Below are 17897 nucleotides of genomic sequence, written 5' to 3'. Positions count from 1 at the left end.
GAGTATTGGCAATCCCGTGGTGGCAGTCAAAGGAACATTGCGGCTTGTGGCGTCTGGAGGCTGTCGGATGGAGCCGGATAGGGCGGGAGGCGGATCATTCCGCCGCCCTTTTACAGTGTTGGCGGGAGCGCGGCCGTATGACTTTTCAGCCTCCCGGGTGGGGGCATCGATTGTTCTAGTGATTATAAGTAAAGCTCGTCGTTGTTTGCTGGTGGACCTGTGCGGCTACTTTTTCGTGCTGGTGATTCTTGCACTCGTCTGACTCATCTGATCCATCACCCTTTATCTTATCCGCCACTGCTCCCGCTACCGCGCCCACAAGTTGTCCTATCCCTGGCAAGGCGCTTGTGGCCATCCCCATCATCCCAGTGATCATGCTGAGCATAGTTGATACTCCTGAAAAAAATATGAGGGAGTTATTTCCGCTCCTATGTTTCGTGGTCAACTCTTGTCTATGAGTTCCGTTGTTGCTGGGGCGTTTTTATTGTCAAACAATCAAAAAAGCCCGGCAATCGCCGGGCTCTTTTTACTGCAAGGGTTACTTACGCAGTGAAGGTCTTGCCTTCAAACTGCTCGGCAACGAACTTCCAGTTGACCAGGTTCCAGAACGCTTCCACATACTTTGGACGCACGTTGCGGTAGTCGATGTAGTAGGCGTGTTCCCAGACGTCGCAGGTCAGCAGCGGGGTGTCGCCGCTGGTCAGCGGGTTGCCGGCGCCGATGGTGCTGGCCAGGGCCAGGGAACCGTCAGCCTTTTTCACCAGCCAGCCCCAACCGGAACCGAAGGTGCCGACCGACGTCTTGGTGAACTCTTCCTTGAACTTGTCGAACGAACCGAACGCGGCATTGATGGCTTCAGCCAGTGCGCCGGTCGGTTGACCGCCGGCGTTTGGCGCCAGGCAGTTCCAGTAGAAGGTGTGGTTCCAGACCTGGGCAGCGTTGTTGAAGATGCCACCCGAAGAGGACTTGACGATCTCTTCCAGGGTCTTGCCTTCAAACTCGGTGCCAGGCACCAGGTTGTTCAGGTTCACGACATAGGTGTTGTGGTGCTTGTCGTGGTGGTATTCCAAGGTTTCCTTGGAAATGTGCGGCTGCAGGGCATCGTGTGCATACGGCAGCGGCGGCAATTCGAAAGCCATGATAATTCTCCTAATCAGGTCAGTTGCGGTGAGCGCAAGGCCGATCACGGGCGGCCAAACAAGCGCCGGGGAGTTTGTACTCTTTGCGGCGCAGGGTCTGGATCATAGCACCGGGGGTGCGGCAAAACCACGCAACAACTGTGTGGAATAGAGGTTCCAGAGCGTTTTGGAATAATCCTCAGGCGCTGATCAATTGATAGGCCACACTGAACATCATCACCGCCACCAGCAGGTCCAGCAGGCGCCAGGTGGCCGGGCGTGCCAGCCACGGGGCCAGCCATGCCGCGCCCAGGGCCAGGGCGGAAAACCACAGCAACGAAGCGCTGGCGGCGCCTGCCACATAGGCCCCCGGTTCGGTTTGCTGGGCGCCCAGGGAGCCGATCAGCAAGACGGTGTCCAGGTACACGTGGGGGTTGAGCAGGGTCACGGCCAGGGCGCTGAGCATCACCGCGCGTAAGGAACGGACCTTTTGCCCTGCGCCTTGCCCCAGGCTTTGCCGCGAACAGGCCCGGCGCAGGGCCAGGGCGCCGTACCACAGCAGGAACGCCGCCCCGCCCCAACGTGCAATCGCCAGCAGCACAGGGTTATGCGCCAGCACCGTCGCCAGGCCAAACACCCCGGCGGCCACCAGCAGCGCATCGCACACCACGCACAGGGCCGCCACCGGCAGGTGATGTTCGCGGCGCAAGCTCTGTGCCAATACAAATGCGTTTTGCGTACCGATGGCCATGATCAGCCCCAGGGCCACCAGCAGGCCGTTTACATAACTCTGCCACATAGGATTTACTCCGCGCCCGCTGCCAGTTGTTGCAACACGTGCATTGCACGCTGCGCATCGTTACGGCCGACAAACAGGTGGTCGTGGTAGTAGCCGGCGACCACATTGCAACTGATCCCGGCACGTCCCAGGGCGCTGGCGAAGGCGGCGGTCAGGCCGACGGCTTCCAGGGCCGAATGCACATTCAAGGTGATCCACGCCGCCACATACTCGAAGGCCAGACCGGCCTGCTCGGCCTGTTGGCGCTCGACAATCACCGTCAGCCCTTCCTGTTCGCGAAAACTGCCGATCACCTCGCAATCGGGCAGGCGGTTGTCGGCCAGGGTGCAGAACACATAGTCGCCGGTATTGAGCTGTGGGCTCATGCTGCGCAGCAGGGTTGCCAGGGCGGTTTCGCCAGCCATTGGGGGATCCTTGAAAGAAGAGAGGCGCGGGATGCTGGCCATTCTCCGGTCTGGCGCTGTATAAGAAAAACCAATATTGCTCATCGCTCATTAGGAAAACTGATGTTCGACTATAAATTGCTCTCTGCCCTGGCGGCGGTGGTGGAACAGGCCGGTTTCGAGCGCGGCGCCCAGGTGCTGGGGGTGTCGCAATCGGCCATCTCCCAGCGCATCAAGTTGCTTGAAGCGCGCATCGGCCAGCCGGTACTGGTACGCGCGACGCCGCCGACCCCCACGGAAATCGGCCGGCGCCTGCTCAACCATGTGCAACAGGTGCGCCTGCTGGAGCGCGATCTGCAAAGCCAGGTGCCAGCCCTGGACGAAGAGGGCATGCCCGAACGCCTGCGGATTGCCATCAATGCCGACAGCCTGGCTACGTGGTGGGCGCAGGCGGTGGGGGACTTTTGCGCCGAGCAACATTTGTTGCTGGACCTGGTGGTGGAAGACCAGACCGTCGGCCTCAAGCGCATGCGCGCCGGCGAAGTGGCGGCCTGCGTCTGCGCCAGCGAGCGTCCGGTGGCCGGTGCCCGCAGCCTGCTGCTGGGGGCCATGCGCTATCGGGCGCTGGCCAGCCCGGCGTTTATCGCCCGGCACTTTCCCGGCGGGGTGCGTGCCGATCAACTGGCACGGACCCCGGCGCTGGTATTTGGCCCGGATGATTTTTTGCAACATCGCTACCTCGCCTCCCTGGGTGTGGACGGCGGTTTCGAGCACCATTTATGCCCGTCTTCCGAAGGTTTTATCCGCCTGACCGAGGCCGGCCTGGGGTGGGGGCTGGTGCCGGAGTTGCAGGTGCGTGAGCAATTGCAACGGGGCGTGCTGGTGGAGTTATTGCCAGATAAACCCATTGATGTGCCGTTGTACTGGCATCATTGGCGCAGTGGTGGGCAATTGCTCGGCTTGCTGACCGAGCATCTGGCACGGGCAACCGGCCAATGGCTGGTGCCGTTGGAGTGACTGTCGGCGTCAACGCAACTGCGATGAAAAATGAAAGAACACGGGGTAACACATGAAAATTCTGGTCACCGGCGCAAGCGGCTTTATTGGCGGGCGCTTTGCGCGTTTCGCCCTGGAGCAGGGCCTGGACGTGCGGGTCAACGGGCGGCGGGCCGAGGGCGTCGAGCACCTGGTACGGCGTGGCGCTGAATTTATCCAGGGTGACTTGAATGACCCAGACCTGGTGCGCGACCTGTGCCGCGACGTCGAAGCCGTGGTCCATTGTGCCGGCGCCGTAGGGGTGTGGGGGCGTTACCAGGACTTCTACCAGGGCAATGTGCAGGTCACCGAAAACGTGGTCGAAGCCTGCCTCAAGCAACGGGTCGGGCGCCTGGTGCACTTGTCGTCACCGTCGATCTATTTCGATGGCCGCGATCACCTGGGGCTGACCGAAGAGCAAGTGCCCAAGCGTTTCAAGCACCCCTATGCGGCCACCAAGTACCTGGCTGAGCAAAAAGTTTTCGGCGCCCAGGAGTTCGGCCTTGAAGTGCTGGCCCTGCGCCCGCGCTTTGTCACCGGTGCCGGGGATATGAGCATCTTCCCGCGCCTGTTGAACATGCAGCGCAAGAAGCGCCTGGCCATCGTCGGTGATGGCCTGAACAAGGTCGATTTCACCAGCGTGCACAACCTCAACGAGGTCCTGCTCAGCAGCCTGCTGGCCACCGGCTCGGCGCTGGGCAAGGCCTATAACATCAGTAACGGCACGCCGGTGCCAGTGTGGGACGTGGTCAACTACGTGATGCGCCAGATGGAAATGCCCCAGGTCACGCGTTACCGTTCCTACGGTTTGTCCTACAGCATCGCGGCACTCAATGAAGCCTGTTGCGCGATGTGGCCGGGGCGCCCGGAACCGTCGCTGTCACGCCTGGGGATGCAGGTGATGAACAAGGACTTCACCCTGGATATCAGTCGCGCACGGCACTACCTCGACTACCAGCCCAAGGTCAGCCTGTGGACGGCCCTCGATGAGTTTTGCCATTGGTGGAAAGTTCAGGCGTCGGGTGCCCAGTAGCGTCGGTAACACCGGGACGCGATTTTTAGATTGCAGGTCGACCAAGGCTCCGGGCCAGAGGTTTATACTCCCGCAGCTTGGCTTTTTATGTGGCTATTTCAAGGTTGATTCATGCGTAACGACAGTAAAGACGACTTCGACAATGTACCGAGCCTGCGGGCCGATGTTGGCGACGACGATGATTTTGTGCCGACAGCGGCCACGTCCATACGCTCGCGCCCGGCGCCGGTGGTCAAGGTCAAGAGTGCCAGTACCGGGCCGTTGTGGGCCCTGGTCGGCGCGCTGCTGTTTGCCTTCGTGGGGCTGGCCTGGTGGAGTTTCCAGCAGATCTCCCTGATGGGGCAGCAACTGGTGGCGACCCAGGAAAGCTTTGCGCGCATCAGCGAGGAGGCCGCCGGCCGCTTGCAGGACATTTCCGGCAAGGTGGTGGCCAGTGAGGCCAACGTCAATACCGGCAGTGAAGCGCTGAAGCTGCAGATCAAGCAGCTGGAAAGCCAATTGCTGGAGCAGGGCAAGCAGCAATTGGGCGTGGCGGGCCAGGCCACCGACCTGGACAAGCGCCTGGCGCAGATGAGTGCCAGTACCACGGACCTGACCACCGCCAATACCCGGTTGCAGGCCCAAGTGCAAACGTTGGCCACCGAACTGACGGCCCTCAAGGCCGCGCAGGCCGAAGCCGCCAAGTTGAATGCCGACGTCAAGGAGCTGGGCACGGAGGTAGCCGCCTTGAAGAAGCAGGGCAATCCGGCCACGGCCATTGCCCGCCTGGAGCAGGACTTGCTGGTGATCAAGAGCGAGCTGGACAACCGCACCGCCACCGAAGGGCCGTCGAATAAAGAGTTCGACGTGTTCCGCATCCAGACCACCCGCAACATCACGACCTTGCAGACCCAGATGCAGAACCTGCAACGGGAAGTGAGCGCGCCGGCCAGGGTCGCGCCCCTGGGCCAGTAACCCCATTGTGATGGTCGGCGCCGGCAAACCGGCGCCGACAAATGTCACAACCTGGTGACATTTCCTCGCCCTTTCGTTACCTGCCCGTTCCCGGCCCTTGTTTAGACTGCGGTCATCCCACAAAAACAAAAAGGGCCACCCATGACCATGCAACCACTGCCTGCCAGCAGTTGGCTGAACGCACCTGCCCATCATGCCTGGCTCGCCGCCGAAGGCCAGCGCCTGCTGGGCTTTGCCAAGGCCTCCCGGCTGCCTGAAGGCTTCGGCAACCTCGACGACCAGGGCTACCTGCCCAGCGATACCCACGCCGAAACCATGAACACCGCGCGCATGACCCACAGCTTCGCCATGGCCCACGCCCAAGGCCTGCCGGGGTATGCCGGGCTCGTCGAGCACGGTGTGGCCAGCCTCAGTGGCCCGCTGCGCGACGCCGAGCATGGCGGTTGGTTTGCCGCCCCTGGTGCGCGTGACGGCAACACGGGCAAGGCCGCCTACCTGCATGCCTTTGTCGCCCTGGCCGCCAGTTCGGCGGTGGTGGCGGGGGCCCCTGGGGCACAAGCCTTGCTGGCGGACGCCATCCAGATCATCGACCAGTATTTCTGGAGCGAGGAGGAGGGTGCCATGCTTGAATCCTTCGCCCGGGACTGGAGCGGCGAAGAAGCCTATCGCGGTGCCAACAGCAACATGCACGCCACTGAGGCTTTTCTCGCTCTGGCCGATGTCACCGGTGACACACGCTGGCTGGGCCGGGCGCTGCGCATTGTCGAGCGGGTGATCCATCAGCACGCCGGCGCCAATGAATTTATGGTAATCGAGCATTTCGACCGCTACTGGCAGCCCGTGCACCGTTACAACGAAGACAACCCGGCCGATGGCTTTCGCCCCTATGGCATCACCCCGGGCCACGGTTTTGAATGGGCGCGCCTGGTGCTGCACCTTGAAGCCGCGCGCCAGCAGGCGGGGCTCATCACCCCCGAGTGGCTGCTGGAGGCGGCCCGGGGGTTGTTCGCCAGTGCCTGCGAATACGGCTGGTCGGTGGATGGCGCGCCTGGCCTGGTCTACACCCTGGACTGGCACTACCGCCCGGTGGTGCGCGAGCGCCTGCACTGGACCCACGCCGAAGCCAGCGCCGCCGCCCAGGCCCTGCTCAAACGCACCGGCGAGTGGCATTACGAACTCTGGTACCGGCGCTTCTGGGAGTTCTGCGAAACCCGCTTCATTGATCGGGTCCAGGGCAGTTGGCACCACGAACTCGACCCGCAGAACGAGCCCGCCAGCAGAATCTGGGGTGGCAAGCCGGACCTGTACCATGTCTGGCAGGCGGTATTGCTGCCGGGCCTGCCGTTATCGCCAAGCATGGCCAGTGCGCTGGGGGCCGGTTGTTATGTCACCAAATGGTGACATTTACCCATCCCTTTGTTACGTGCCTGGCAAAAATCCCTGTTTAGAATCCTATGCAGCGCAAGCGCCAGACTTGCATGCATAACAACAAGAAAAGGTACTCAGATGAACGCGATTAATCGCCTCGCCGTCGCTATTTCCATGGCCTCGTTGTTGCCCCTCAGTGCATTTGCCGCCGACTCCAAAGGGACGGTTGAAGTGGTGCATTGGTGGACCTCGGGCGGTGAGAAGGCGGCGGTGGATGTCCTGAAGGCCCAAGTTGAGCAAGACGGCTTCACCTGGAAAGACGGGGCCGTCGCCGGTGGCGGTGGCGCCACGGCCATGACCGTGCTGAAAAGCCGCGCGGTCGCCGGCAACCCGCCAGGCGTGGCCCAGATCAAGGGCCCCGACATCCAGGAATGGGCGTCCACCGGGCTGCTCGATACCGACGTCCTGAAAGACGTGGCCAAGGCTGAAAAGTGGGACGAGCTGCTCGACAAGAAAGTCTCCGACACGGTGAAGTACGAAGGTGATTACGTCGCCGTGCCGGTGAACATCCACCGCGTCAACTGGCTGTGGATCAACCCGCAAGTGTTCAAGAAAGCCGGCATCAGCAAAAATCCTACGACCCTTGAAGAATTCTATGCCGCCGGTGACAAGCTCAAGGCCGCCGGCTTCATTGCGCTCGCCCACGGTGGCCAGCCTTGGCAGGACAGCACGGTGTTTGAAGCCGTGGTGCTCTCGGTCATGGGCGTGGACGGTTACAAAAAAGCCCTGGTCGACCTCGACAACGCGGCCCTGACCGGCCCGCAGATGGTCAAGGCGCTGACCGAGCTGAAAAAGGTCGCGACCTATATGGATGTCGACGGCAAGGGCCAGGACTGGAACCTGGAAGCCGCCAAAGTCATCAACGGCAAGGCCGGCATGCAGATCATGGGTGACTGGGCCAAGTCCGAGTGGACTGCCGCCAAGAAAGTCGCCGGCAAGGACTACGAGTGCGTCGCCTTCCCGGGCACCGACAAGGCTTTCACCTACAACATCGACTCCCTGGCGGTGTTCAAGCAGAAAAATGCCGGCACCTCGGCCGGTCAGCAGGACATCGCCAAGGTGGTGTTGGGCGAGAACTTCCAAAAGGTCTTCAGCATCAACAAAGGCTCGATCCCGGTGCGCAACGACATGCTGGCCGACATGGGCAAGTACGGCTTCGACGCCTGTGCCCAGACGGCGGCCAAGGATTTCCTCGCGGATGCCAAGTCCGGTGGCCTGCAGCCGAGCATGGCGCACAACATGGCGACCACGCTGGCGGTACAGGGCGCGTTCTTTGATGTGGTGACCAACTTTATCAACGACCCGAAAGCCGACCCGGCCGACACCGCCAAGAAACTGGGTGCGGCGGTCAAGTCTGCCAAGTAACCCTTGGAAGGCTGGGCTTGAGTGTGGGAGCGGGCTTGCCCGCGATGCAGGCGCCTCGGTGTATCAATGACACCCAGGTGATGCCATCGCAGGCAAGCCAGCTCCCACATGAAGCCGGCCCCCTCAAGGTTATCCGTTAGCCCCTTACTCCCTGCCCTGGATTTTCCCATGAGTTCTGTTGCTGTGTTCAGCAAGGTCTCGCCGTTCGATGCATTGCAGCGCTGGCTCCCCAAACTGGTGCTGGCGCCGAGCATGTTCATCGTCCTGGTGGGCTTCTATGGCTACATCCTGTGGACGTTCGTGCTGTCGTTCACCAACTCCACCTTCCTGCCCACCTACAAATGGGTGGGCCTGGCGCAATACGCGCGGTTGTTCGATAACGATCGCTGGTGGGTGGCGAGCAAAAACCTGGCGCTGTTCGGCGGCATGTTTATTGGCATCACCCTGGTGATTGGCGTGCTGCTGGCGGTTTTCCTCGACCAGCGCATCCGTCGCGAAGGCTTTATCCGCACCATCTACCTGTACCCGATGGCGCTCTCGATGATCGTCACCGGTACCGCCTGGAAATGGCTGCTCAACCCCGGCATGGGCCTGGACAAACTGCTGCGCGACTGGGGCTGGGAAGGCTTTCGCCTGGACTGGCTGATCGACCCGGACCGCGTGGTGTATTGCCTGGTGATCGCGGCGGTATGGCAAGCCTCGGGTTTTATCATGGCGATGTTCCTCGCCGGCCTGCGTGGGGTTGATCAGTCGATCATCCGTGCCGCGCAGATCGACGGCGCGAGCCTGCCGCGTATCTACTGGAGCGTGGTGCTGCCCAGCCTGCGCCCGGTGTTCTTCAGCGCAGTGATGATCCTCGCGCACATCGCCATCAAGAGCTTCGACCTGGTGGCGGCAATGACGGCCGGTGGCCCTGGCTACTCGTCCGACCTGCCGGCGATGTTCATGTATTCCTTCACCTTCAGTCGCGGCCAGATGGGCATGGGCTCGGCCAGTGCGATCCTGATGCTCGGCGCGATCCTCGCAATCATCGTGCCTTACCTGTACTCCGAGCTGAGGACCAAGCGCCATGACTAGTCTCGCCAAACCTGCCATCAGCTTTAGCCGCCTGGCGATCCATGGGGTGCTGATCCTGGCCGTGGTGCTGTACCTGGTGCCGCTGGTGGTGATGCTGCTGACCAGCTTCAAGACCCCGGAAGATATCAGCACCGGCAACCTGCTGAGCTGGCCGACGGTGATCACCGGGATCGGCTGGGTCAAGGCCTGGGCCACAGTCAACGGGTACTTCTGGAACTCGTTCATGATCACCATCCCGGCGGTGCTGATCTCCACCACCATCGGCGCATTGAATGGCTACGTGCTGTCGATGTGGCGTTTTCGCGGTTCGCAGTTGTTCTTCGGCCTGTTGCTGTTCGGCTGCTTCCTGCCGTTCCAGACCGTCTTGCTGCCGGCCTCGTTTACCCTCGGCAAGATGGGCCTGGCCAGCACCACCACTGGCCTGGTGTTTGTGCATGTGGTCTACGGCCTGGCGTTTACCACGCTGTTCTTCCGTAACTACTACGTGAGCATTCCCGATGCGCTGGTCAAGGCGGCACGCCTGGATGGTGCAGGGTTTTTCACCATCTTTCGTCGGATCATTCTGCCGATGTCCACGCCGATCATCATGGTCTGCCTGATCTGGCAGTTCACCCAGATCTGGAACGACTTCCTGTTTGGCGTAGTGTTCTCCAGTGGTGATTCGCAGCCCATCACGGTGGCGCTGAACAACCTGGTCAACACCAGCACCGGGGCCAAGGAATATAACGTGGATATGGCGGCGGCGATGATCGCCGGGCTGCCGACCCTGCTGGTCTATGTGGTCGCAGGCAAGTATTTCGTGCGCGGCCTCACGGCCGGCGCGGTCAAGGGGTAATCATGGCTACGCTCGAACTTCGCAACGTGAACAAGACCTATGGTGCCGGCCTGCCGGACACCCTGAAGAACATCGAACTGTCGATCCAGGATGGCGAGTTCCTGATTCTTGTCGGGCCTTCGGGCTGCGGCAAATCGACCTTGATGAACTGCATCGCCGGCCTGGAAAACATCAGCGGCGGCGCGATCATGATCGGTGACCAGGACGTCAGCGGCATGAGCCCCAAGGACCGGGACATCGCCATGGTGTTCCAGTCCTACGCGCTGTACCCAACCATGAGCGTGCGCGAGAACATCGAATTCGGCCTGAAAATCCGCAAGATGAGCCAGGCGGCCATCGACGAGGAAGTGGCGCGGGTGGCCAAGCTGTTGCAGATCGAACACCTGCTCAACCGCAAGCCGGGCCAGCTCTCCGGTGGCCAGCAACAGCGCGTGGCCATGGGGCGGGCGCTGGCGCGGCGGCCGAAGATCTACTTGTTCGACGAACCGCTGTCCAACCTCGACGCCAAGCTGCGGGTCGAGATGCGTACCGAAATGAAACTGATGCACCAGCGCCTGAAAACCACCACGGTCTACGTGACCCACGACCAGATCGAAGCGATGACCCTGGGCGACAAAGTGGCAGTGATGAAGGACGGCATCATCCAGCAGTTCGGCACGCCGAAAGAGATCTACAACGATCCGGCCAACCTGTTCGTGGCGAGCTTTATCGGTTCGCCGCCGATGAACTTCATCCCCTTGCGCCTGCAACGCAAGGAGGGCCGCCTGCTGGCCCTGCTCGACAGCGGCCAGGCGCGCTGCGAATTGCCATTGGGCATGAGCGACGCCGGCCTGGAAGACCGCGACGTGATCCTTGGCCTGCGCCCGGAGCAGATTGTCCTGGCCAGCCCCGAGGGCAATGGCCTGCCGAGCATTCGTGCCGAAGTCCAGGTGACCGAGCCCACGGGGCCGGACACCCTGGTGTTTGTCCAGCTCAATGACACCAAGGTCTGCTGCCGCCTGGCCCCGGACGTGGCGCCGCAAGTGGGCGAGAGCCTGACCTTGCAGTTCGATCCGGCCAAGGTGCTGCTGTTCGACGCCAAGACCGGCGAACGCCTGGGTACCGCCGCGTCAGTGCCAGTGCAACACGCCGACAACGTCACCCAATTCAAGGGCCGCTGAAAATCAAAATGTGGGAGCGGGCTTGCCCGCGATACAGGCGACGCGGTCTACCAGGCACACCGCAGTGAGGCTATCGCGAACAAGCCCGCTCCCACATTCGATGTTGGTGTTTCGCAACTAGATGTAAACCGCGTTAGATAAAAACAGTTAATAACAATAAAGACGAGGATGTAGGGATGAAAAAGCAACACAACAACACTCGCTTGATCTGCCAGTTGTCAGCAGTGGCAGCGCTGGTTTTGTCTGCCAATGCGATGGCGGACGAAGCCTTCAGTGCCGATTCCAAGTGGATGACCGGCGACTGGGGCGGCGAGCGGACCAAGCTGATCGAGCAGGGTATCGACATCAAGGCCGACTACGTGGGGGAAGCGGGTTACAACGCCCGTGGCGGCTACAACGATGACAAGACCGGGCGTTACGCCGACCAGTTCGGTCTGGGCGTTGCGCTGGACCTGCAAAAGCTCTGGGGCTGGGACAACACCCAGGCCAAGATCCAGATGACCAGCCGTAATGGCCGCAACATTTCCAATGACCGTATCGGCGACCCGCGTGCCGGCACCCTGAGTTCGTCTCAGGAAGTGTATGGCCGTGGCCATATGGTGCGCCTGACCCAGTTCTGGATCCAGCACCAGATGTTCGACAACAAGCTGGATGTGAAACTCGGTTACTTCGGTGAAGGCGAAGACTTCAACACCTTCCCGTGCGACTTCCAGAACCTGTCGTTCTGCGGCTCTCAGGTGGGTAACTACGTCAACACCTGGTACAACTGGCCGGTCAGCCAGGCCGCGATCCGCGTGAAGTACCACATCACACCGGAACTGTATGCGCAGATCGGTGCGTACAACCAGAACCCCTCGCAGCTGGAGCACGGCAACGGCTTCAAGCTCAGCGGCAGTGGCACCAAGGGCACCGTGATCCCGGTGGAGTTGGTCTGGTCGCCGAAGGTCAATAACCTGCCGGGCGAATACCGTGTGGGCTACTACAAGAGCGCAGCCGATGCTCCTGATGTGCGTGAAGACGTCAACGGCAATGACGCGGCCACCACTGGCGCCGACTACCGTACCCGCAGCAGCAAGAAGGGCTACTGGTTCGTTGCCCAGCAGCAACTCACCACCCATAACGGCGACGCTTCCCGCGGCCTGAACATCGCGGCCAACGCCACGTTCCACGACAAAGAAACCAACACCGTCGATAACTACCAGTCGATCATGTTGGTATACAAAGGCCCATTCAATGCGCGTCCAAAAGATGACGTGGGCATTGGTGCCGCTCGCCTGCACGTCAACGAAGACGTGAAGAAAAACGCCGAGCTGCGCAACATTGCCAATGGCGTGAGCGACTACGACAACGCGTTGTTCTCGCCGATCCGCGAAACCGAGTACAACTTTGAAATCAACTACGGCTTCCACGTCACCAACTGGTTGACCGTGCGTCCCAACCTGCAATACGTCGTGCAACCGGGCGGCGTGGATAAAGTCGATAACGCGCTGGTGGCCGGCCTGAAAATTCAGTCGGTGTTCTAAGGCTGTTGCGATAAGCTCCTTCTCTCTGTGCGCATTTGCGGGTAGCCATGGCTATCCGCTTTTTTTTGGGTTGCGCTGTAAAGATATTCAGGACCGTGGCACATGCATGAGCAACCGCTGCAACGCTTTTTCAAATCCCTGCGCGAGCGACCGGTGTTTGCCTGGGAGCGCTTCCAGATGCGCGACGTATTGGTGATCGACCACCCGCTGTGCCAGGCGGTGTTCAGTCGCCAGGGCGCGCAGTTACTGCATTTTCAGCCCCGTGGCCAGAAACCCTGGTTGTGGTGCGCGGCCAGGTGGCCGCAAGTCGGGACGATCCGTGGCGGCGTGCCCGTATGCTGGCCGTGGTATGGCCGCCATCCCAGCGAAAACGCCTGGCCATCCCATGGTTGGGCGCGCTTGATTGACTGGAAGCTGCTGGGCAGCAGCACCGCCGATGACGGCGTGCGCCTGCACTGGCAATTGCAACTGTGCGACTGGCAGGTGGACTTGCACGCACACTTGGGCGAAACCCTCGAACTGCGCTTGAGCACCGAGCATCAGGATGAGCTGCCGTGCCAATTGAGCCATGCTTTGCACGCCTACTGGCGGATTGGCAACGTGGGTGAGATAGCGCTGTCTGGGCTCGATGGGGCGCAGGGTTACGACCAATTGAGTCGCCAGGTTTGCCAGCAGGAAGGTGAACTGCGTGTCGATGGCGGCTGCCAGCGCGTGTTCCAGCATGAGGGCGAATTGCAGCTCAAGGACCACGCCTGGCAGCGCGAACTGTGCATTGATACCGGCGACAGTGCCGATACGGTGGTCTGGCACCCGGGGAGCCGGCCGTTGCTGGGGGTGAGCTTCAACGAGGCGGCGGGGTTTGTGTGTGTCGAGTCGGCCATGGCCGGGGCCAGCCTGGCGCCGGGGGAGCGGGCGTATTTGAGTTTGCAGGCCCGGGCGGGGGTTTAGTGGTGTTGCCCAGGGCCTCATCGCGGGCAAGCCCGCTCCCACAAGGTAGAACTCGGTCAGCCTGTGGGAACTGGCTTGCCTGCGATAGGGCCGGCCCTGATGGGGGCGATTCCAGCTTTAGTTGAACTCATCCCCCACCGGATACCGGCTGTCATTCAAGCTCTCCTTGATCTTGCGCAAATGCGGCTGGAAATCCACACCACGGCGCAAGGTCATGCCGGTCGCCAGCACATCCAGCACCGTCAACTGAATGATCCGCGAGGTCATCGGCATATAGATGTCGGTGTCTTCCGGCAGCGGGATGTTCAGGCTCACCGTGCTGACCTTGGCCAGTGGCGAGTTTTCGGCGGTCACACCCAGCACAGAGGCGCCGTTTTCCCGGGCGATGCGCGCCACTTCCACCAGTTCGCGGGTGCGGCCGGTGTAGGAAATGATCACGAACAGCTCGCCGGTATGCGCCACCGAGGCGATCATGCGCTGCATCAGCACATCGGCATGGGCCGTGACCGACAGGTTGAAGCGGAAGAACTTGTGCAAGGCATCCATGGCCACCGGGGCCGAGGCGCCAAGGCCAAAGAAGTGGATCTGCCGCGCCTGGATCAACAGGTCCACGGCCTTGCTGATAAGGGCCGGGTCCAGGGCCTGGCAGGCGCTGTCCAGGGAGGCGATGGCGCTGCCAAAAATCTTTTGCGTGTAGGCCTCGGGGTTATCATCGGCCTCCACGGCGCGGCTGACATAAGCGGCGCCACTGGCCAGGCTTTGCGCCAGTTGCAATTTCAGTTCAGGGTAACCGCTGACGCCGAACGAACGGCAGAAACGGTTGACCGTCGGTTCACTGACCGAGGCGGCCTGGGCGAGGGCGGCGATCGAGAAGCGGGTCGCCTGCTGCGGGTTGAGCAGGATGACCTCGGCGACTTTTTTCTCGGCCTTGTTCAATTCTTCGAGGCGGTTCCGGATCTGTTCCAGAAGATTTCGCACGCGGTCCATTCAGTCTTTCCTTCGGGCGACGATGCAAGTAAAAGCCAGTAAAAGGTCGGCGAGCGGCCCTTGGCGGTGGCCTATCCTACTGAGGGTAGTTGAACACCACCACTCGCAATGCGTATTTTGGGAAAATGTTGTGGTTATTACTACATTTTTCCTTGAGTGATGCCTTGAAAAAAGGTATTTGTAGCTTAACTTGATAAAAGAACAAACATCATGCCTTCGATAACCGTGGAACCCTGCACCTTTGCCCTGTTTGGCGCCTTGGGTGATCTGGCGCTGCGCAAGTTATTTCCTGCCCTCTACCAACTCGATGGCGCCGGGCTCTTGCACGCCGACACGCGCATCCTGGCCCTGGCCCGCGAAGCCGGTTCCGAGCAGCAGCACCTGGACCACATCGAACACGAACTGCGCAAATACGTCGGCCAGGAACTGGATGAAGCCGTGGCGGAGCGCTTCCTGGCGCGCCTGGCCTATGTGCATGTCGATTTCATGAAGGCCGATGACTATGTGGCCCTGGCCGCCAAGGCCGGCACCGAACAACGCCTGATCGCCTACTTCGCCACCCCGGCGGCGGTGTATGGCGCGATTTGCGAGAACCTGTCCAAGGTCGGCCTGGCGGAAAATACCCGGGTGGTCCTGGAAAAACCCATCGGCTCGGACCTGGAGTCCTCGCGCAAGGTCAACGACGCCGTGGCCCGGTTTTTCCCGGAAAACCGCACCTACCGCATCGACCACTACCTGGGCAAGGAGACGGTGCAGAACCTGATCGCCCTGCGCTTTGCCAACAGCCTGTTTGAAACCCAGTGGAACCAGCACTACATCTCCCACGTGGAAATCACCGTGGCCGAGCAGGTGGGGATCGAAGGCCGCTGGGGTTATTTCGACAAGGCCGGGCAACTGCGGGACATGATCCAGAATCACCTGTTGCAGCTGCTGTGCCTGATCGCCATGGACCCGCCGGCCGACCTGTCCGCCGACAGCATCCGCGACGAGAAGGTCAAGGTGCTCAGGGCCCTGGCGCCGATCAGCCCGGAAGGCCTGACCACCCAGGTGGTGCGTGGCCAGTACATTGCTGGCTACAGCGCCGGCAAGCCGGTGCCGGGTTACCTGGAAGAAGACAACTCCAACACCCAGAGCGACACCGAAACCTTCGTCGCCCTGCGGGCCGATATCCGCAACTGGCGTTGGGCCGGGGTGCCGTTCTATTTGCGCACCGGCAAGCGCATGCCGCAAAAGCTGTCGCAGATCGTCATCCATTTCAAGGAACCGTCCCACTATATCTTCGCCCCCGAGCAGCGCCTGCAGATCAGCAACAAGCTGATCATCCGCCTGCAACCGGACGAAGGTATTTCCTTGCGCGTGATGACCAAGGAGCAGGGCCTGGACAAGGGCATGCAACTGCGTAGCGGGCCACTGCAATTGAATTTTTCCGACACCTACCGTAGCGCGCGGATTCCCGATGCCTACGAGCGGTTGTTGCTGGAAGTGATGCGCGGCAATCAGAACCTGTTTGTCCGTAAAGATGAAATCGAAGCCGCGTGGAAGTGGTGTGACCAGTTGATTGCCGGGTGGAAGAAGTCCGGCGATGCACCCAAGCCGTACGCGGCGGGTTCCTGGGGGCCGATGAGCTCCATTGCACTGATCACGCGGGATGGGAGGTCGTGGTATGGCGATATCTGATTTGAAACTGCCCCAGGGTGTAACACCCCATGAGTACCGCACGCCGGTACTGCTGGCCGAAGGCTTGGCCAACGACGTGGCCGAACAACTGCGCGCGGCCATCAGTGCCCGTGGCGAGGCGACCCTGGTGGTGTCCGGTGGCCGCAGCCCCGTGGCGTTTTTCCAGAACCTGGCCAGGCAGGGCCTGGACTGGTCCAAGGTCACCATCACCCTGGCCGACGAGCGCTGGGTGCCGGTGGAGCATGCCGACAGCAACGCCGGCCTGTTGAAGAAATACCTGCTGCAAGGCCCGGCGGCCAAGGCCAGATTCTTGAGCCTCTACAGTGCCGCCGCGAACCTGGACGGTGCTGCCGAGCAGGCGGATCGCCTGTTGGCCGAACTGCCGGCGATCGATGTGCTGGTGTTGGGCATGGGCGATGACGGGCACACCGCATCGCTGTTCCCCAACAGCCCGAACCTGGCCCAAGCGCTGCAGCCCGATGGCACCCGCCGTTGCTGGCCGATGCTGGCGCCCAGCGTGCCCCATCAACGCCTGACTATGAGCCGTGCGCTGTTGGCCAGTGCCCGCTACACCGTGTTGTCGATTGCCGGCGATTCAAAACTCCACACCCTGAGCGAAGCGCTGGCTGGCGACGATGTTGCCGGCATGCCGATTCGCGCGTTTTTGCAACCTACTCTAGAGATTTACTGGTGCCCATGAGCCAAGGATCAGCCGCTATGAAAAGCCCTCACCCGACCGTGTCCATGGCGGATAAAGTTGCCCTGATCGACAGCCTCTGCGCCAAGGCGCGGATCCTGCCGGTGATCACCATTGCCCGCGAACAGGACATTCTGCCCCTGGCCGATGCCTTGGCGGCGGGGGGCTTGACCGCGTTGGAGGTGACCCTGCGTTCGCCGTTCGGTCTCAAGGCCATCCAGGTCTTGCGCGAGCAGCGCCCGGAGCTGGTCACCGGTGCAGGCACGGTGCTCGATCGCACCATGCTGGCGGCTGCCGAGGCGGCGGGTTCGCAGTTTATCGTCACCCCGGGCATTACCCGCGACCTGCTTCAAGCCAGTGTCGACAGCCCGATCCCGCTGTTGCCTGGCATCAGCAATGCCTCCGGCATCATGGAAGGCTATGGCCTGGGCTATCGCCGCTTCAAGCTGTTCCCGGCGGAAGTCAGCGGCGGCGTGGCGGCCATCAAGGCCCTGGGTGGCCCGTTTGGCGAAGTGAAATTCTGCCCCACTGGCGGCGTTGGCCCGGCCAACATCAAACACTACATGGCGTTGAAAAACGTGATGTGCGTGGGCGGTAGCTGGATGCTTGACCCCGAGTGGATCAGGAACGGCGACTGGGCGCGCATCCAGGACGTCACCGCCCAGGCGCTGGCGCTGCTGGATTGATCTGATTTACCGAATCGTTGTTGCTGTGCTTCACGGCATGTTTACGGTGCACTTGGTCGGTGCGCCGTTTTTTTTGCCTATAGAAAAGCGAAATATCACCGCAATCCAAATGTAGGTGGCTTGTGTGGGAGCTGGCTTGCCTGCGATAGCGGTGGGTCAGTTAACCGATATTTGACTGGCCCACCGCTATCG

General features: G+C 61.3%; 18 protein-coding genes. 13 read left to right on the top strand and 5 right to left on the bottom strand.

All coding sequences use genetic code 11. The annotated features are described in order from the left end of the window. Positions 1-175: 175 nt before the first annotated feature. From AC07W7_RS23175 to AC07W7_RS23160, 4 genes are all read right to left on the bottom strand, one after another. Positions 176-385 (bottom strand): hypothetical protein, encoded by a 210-nt coding sequence (locus AC07W7_RS23175; RefSeq protein WP_495040194.1) that lies wholly within the window; start codon positions 383-385, stop codon positions 176-178. Positions 386-542: 157 nt separating this feature from the next. Beyond that, entirely contained in the window at positions 543-1139 is a 597-nt protein-coding gene (locus AC07W7_RS23170; RefSeq protein WP_003212997.1) for a superoxide dismutase, read from the bottom strand. A gap of 178 nt (positions 1140-1317) precedes the next feature. Next, positions 1318-1917, bottom strand: coding sequence for a LysE/ArgO family amino acid transporter (locus AC07W7_RS23165; protein ID WP_076962964.1), 600 nt, complete (start codon positions 1915-1917; stop codon positions 1318-1320). A gap of 5 nt (positions 1918-1922) precedes the next feature. Then, the gene (locus AC07W7_RS23160) at positions 1923-2321 is read right to left on the bottom strand and encodes an ACT domain-containing protein (protein ID WP_076962963.1); all 399 of its coding nucleotides are present in this window, start codon (positions 2319-2321) and stop codon (positions 1923-1925) included. Between the two features lie 102 nt (positions 2322-2423). On the opposite strand from AC07W7_RS23160, the gene AC07W7_RS23155 reads away from it, so the two are divergent. From AC07W7_RS23155 to AC07W7_RS23110, 10 genes are all read left to right on the top strand, one after another. Then, entirely contained in the window at positions 2424-3317 is an 894-nt protein-coding gene (locus tag AC07W7_RS23155; RefSeq protein ID WP_076962962.1) for a LysR family transcriptional regulator ArgP, read from the top strand. Between the two features lie 52 nt (positions 3318-3369). Next, positions 3370-4368: an NAD-dependent epimerase/dehydratase family protein gene (locus tag AC07W7_RS23150; protein WP_495040193.1), complete on the top strand. Its 999-nt coding sequence runs from the start codon at positions 3370-3372 to the stop codon at positions 4366-4368. A gap of 111 nt (positions 4369-4479) precedes the next feature. Beyond that, the gene (locus AC07W7_RS23145; protein ID WP_099168797.1) at positions 4480-5322 is read left to right on the top strand and encodes an ATPase; all 843 of its coding nucleotides are present in this window, start codon (positions 4480-4482) and stop codon (positions 5320-5322) included. Positions 5323-5463: 141 nt separating this feature from the next. After that, on the top strand, positions 5464-6723 hold the full coding sequence (locus tag AC07W7_RS23140; RefSeq protein ID WP_495040192.1) for a D-mannose isomerase: 1260 nt from the start codon (positions 5464-5466) through the stop codon (positions 6721-6723). 105 nt (positions 6724-6828) lie between these two features. Beyond that, on the top strand, positions 6829-8115 hold the full coding sequence (locus tag AC07W7_RS23135) for an ABC transporter substrate-binding protein (RefSeq protein WP_495040191.1): 1287 nt from the start codon (positions 6829-6831) through the stop codon (positions 8113-8115). 168 nt (positions 8116-8283) lie between these two features. Further along, positions 8284-9192, top strand: coding sequence for a carbohydrate ABC transporter permease (locus tag AC07W7_RS23130; protein WP_099168794.1), 909 nt, complete (start codon positions 8284-8286; stop codon positions 9190-9192). Beyond that, positions 9185-10027: a carbohydrate ABC transporter permease gene (locus tag AC07W7_RS23125; protein WP_076962956.1), complete on the top strand. Its 843-nt coding sequence runs from the start codon at positions 9185-9187 to the stop codon at positions 10025-10027. Before AC07W7_RS23130 ends, AC07W7_RS23125 begins: the two co-directional genes overlap by 8 nt. Before the next feature lie 2 nt (positions 10028-10029). Next, on the top strand, positions 10030-11187 hold the full coding sequence (locus AC07W7_RS23120; RefSeq protein WP_495040190.1) for an ABC transporter ATP-binding protein: 1158 nt from the start codon (positions 10030-10032) through the stop codon (positions 11185-11187). A 176-nt stretch (positions 11188-11363) separates the two neighbouring features. Then, the gene (locus AC07W7_RS23115; protein ID WP_099168793.1) at positions 11364-12710 is read left to right on the top strand and encodes a carbohydrate porin; all 1347 of its coding nucleotides are present in this window, start codon (positions 11364-11366) and stop codon (positions 12708-12710) included. A 102-nt stretch (positions 12711-12812) separates the two neighbouring features. Then, the gene (locus AC07W7_RS23110) at positions 12813-13658 is read left to right on the top strand and encodes a D-hexose-6-phosphate mutarotase (protein WP_495040189.1); all 846 of its coding nucleotides are present in this window, start codon (positions 12813-12815) and stop codon (positions 13656-13658) included. 117 nt (positions 13659-13775) lie between these two features. Here AC07W7_RS23110 and AC07W7_RS23105 read toward each other — a convergent pair whose 3' ends face one another. Further along, positions 13776-14636 (bottom strand): MurR/RpiR family transcriptional regulator, encoded by an 861-nt coding sequence (locus tag AC07W7_RS23105; RefSeq protein ID WP_169866643.1) that lies wholly within the window; start codon positions 14634-14636, stop codon positions 13776-13778. A gap of 219 nt (positions 14637-14855) precedes the next feature. Here AC07W7_RS23105 and zwf point away from each other — a divergent pair, with 219 nt between their 5' ends. Genes zwf through AC07W7_RS23090 form a run of 3 tightly spaced genes read left to right on the top strand, consistent with a single transcriptional unit; the run spans position 14856 to position 17705 of the window. Continuing rightward, positions 14856-16322, top strand: a complete 1467-nt coding sequence (zwf, locus tag AC07W7_RS23100) for a glucose-6-phosphate dehydrogenase (RefSeq protein WP_076962952.1) — start codon at positions 14856-14858, stop codon at positions 16320-16322. Continuing rightward, positions 16309-17022 (top strand): 6-phosphogluconolactonase, encoded by a 714-nt coding sequence (pgl, locus tag AC07W7_RS23095; RefSeq protein WP_076962951.1) that lies wholly within the window; start codon positions 16309-16311, stop codon positions 17020-17022. Before zwf ends, pgl begins: the two co-directional genes overlap by 14 nt. 17 nt (positions 17023-17039) lie before the next feature. Further along, positions 17040-17705, top strand: a complete 666-nt coding sequence (locus tag AC07W7_RS23090; RefSeq protein ID WP_495040188.1) for a bifunctional 4-hydroxy-2-oxoglutarate aldolase/2-dehydro-3-deoxy-phosphogluconate aldolase — start codon at positions 17040-17042, stop codon at positions 17703-17705. The last annotated feature ends 192 nt before the right edge of the window (positions 17706-17897 follow it).

The sequence above is a fragment of the Pseudomonas sp. GW821-FHT01D09 genome (genome assembly GCF_059422465.1).
Note: the sequence above shows the minus strand (reverse complement) of the source record. Positions and strands in the feature narration are given on the sequence as shown.

Coding starts and splice junctions, on each gene's coding strand:
- AC07W7_RS23175 (WP_495040194.1), bottom strand. CDS start 385: ATGCTCAGCATGATCACTGGGATGATGGGGATGGCCACAAGCGCCTTG.
- AC07W7_RS23170 (WP_003212997.1), bottom strand. CDS start 1,139: ATGGCTTTCGAATTGCCGCCGCTGCCGTATGCACACGATGCCCTGCAG.
- AC07W7_RS23165 (WP_076962964.1), bottom strand. CDS start 1,917: ATGTGGCAGAGTTATGTAAACGGCCTGCTGGTGGCCCTGGGGCTGATC.
- AC07W7_RS23160 (WP_076962963.1), bottom strand. CDS start 2,321: ATGGCTGGCGAAACCGCCCTGGCAACCCTGCTGCGCAGCATGAGCCCA.
- AC07W7_RS23155 (WP_076962962.1), top strand. CDS start 2,424: ATGTTCGACTATAAATTGCTCTCTGCCCTGGCGGCGGTGGTGGAACAG.
- AC07W7_RS23150 (WP_495040193.1), top strand. CDS start 3,370: ATGAAAATTCTGGTCACCGGCGCAAGCGGCTTTATTGGCGGGCGCTTT.
- AC07W7_RS23145 (WP_099168797.1), top strand. CDS start 4,480: ATGCGTAACGACAGTAAAGACGACTTCGACAATGTACCGAGCCTGCGG.
- AC07W7_RS23140 (WP_495040192.1), top strand. CDS start 5,464: ATGACCATGCAACCACTGCCTGCCAGCAGTTGGCTGAACGCACCTGCC.
- AC07W7_RS23135 (WP_495040191.1), top strand. CDS start 6,829: ATGAACGCGATTAATCGCCTCGCCGTCGCTATTTCCATGGCCTCGTTG.
- AC07W7_RS23130 (WP_099168794.1), top strand. CDS start 8,284: ATGAGTTCTGTTGCTGTGTTCAGCAAGGTCTCGCCGTTCGATGCATTG.
- AC07W7_RS23125 (WP_076962956.1), top strand. CDS start 9,185: ATGACTAGTCTCGCCAAACCTGCCATCAGCTTTAGCCGCCTGGCGATC.
- AC07W7_RS23120 (WP_495040190.1), top strand. CDS start 10,030: ATGGCTACGCTCGAACTTCGCAACGTGAACAAGACCTATGGTGCCGGC.
- AC07W7_RS23115 (WP_099168793.1), top strand. CDS start 11,364: ATGAAAAAGCAACACAACAACACTCGCTTGATCTGCCAGTTGTCAGCA.
- AC07W7_RS23110 (WP_495040189.1), top strand. CDS start 12,813: ATGCATGAGCAACCGCTGCAACGCTTTTTCAAATCCCTGCGCGAGCGA.
- zwf (WP_076962952.1), top strand. CDS start 14,856: ATGCCTTCGATAACCGTGGAACCCTGCACCTTTGCCCTGTTTGGCGCC.
- pgl (WP_076962951.1), top strand. CDS start 16,309: ATGGCGATATCTGATTTGAAACTGCCCCAGGGTGTAACACCCCATGAG.
- AC07W7_RS23090 (WP_495040188.1), top strand. CDS start 17,040: ATGAAAAGCCCTCACCCGACCGTGTCCATGGCGGATAAAGTTGCCCTG.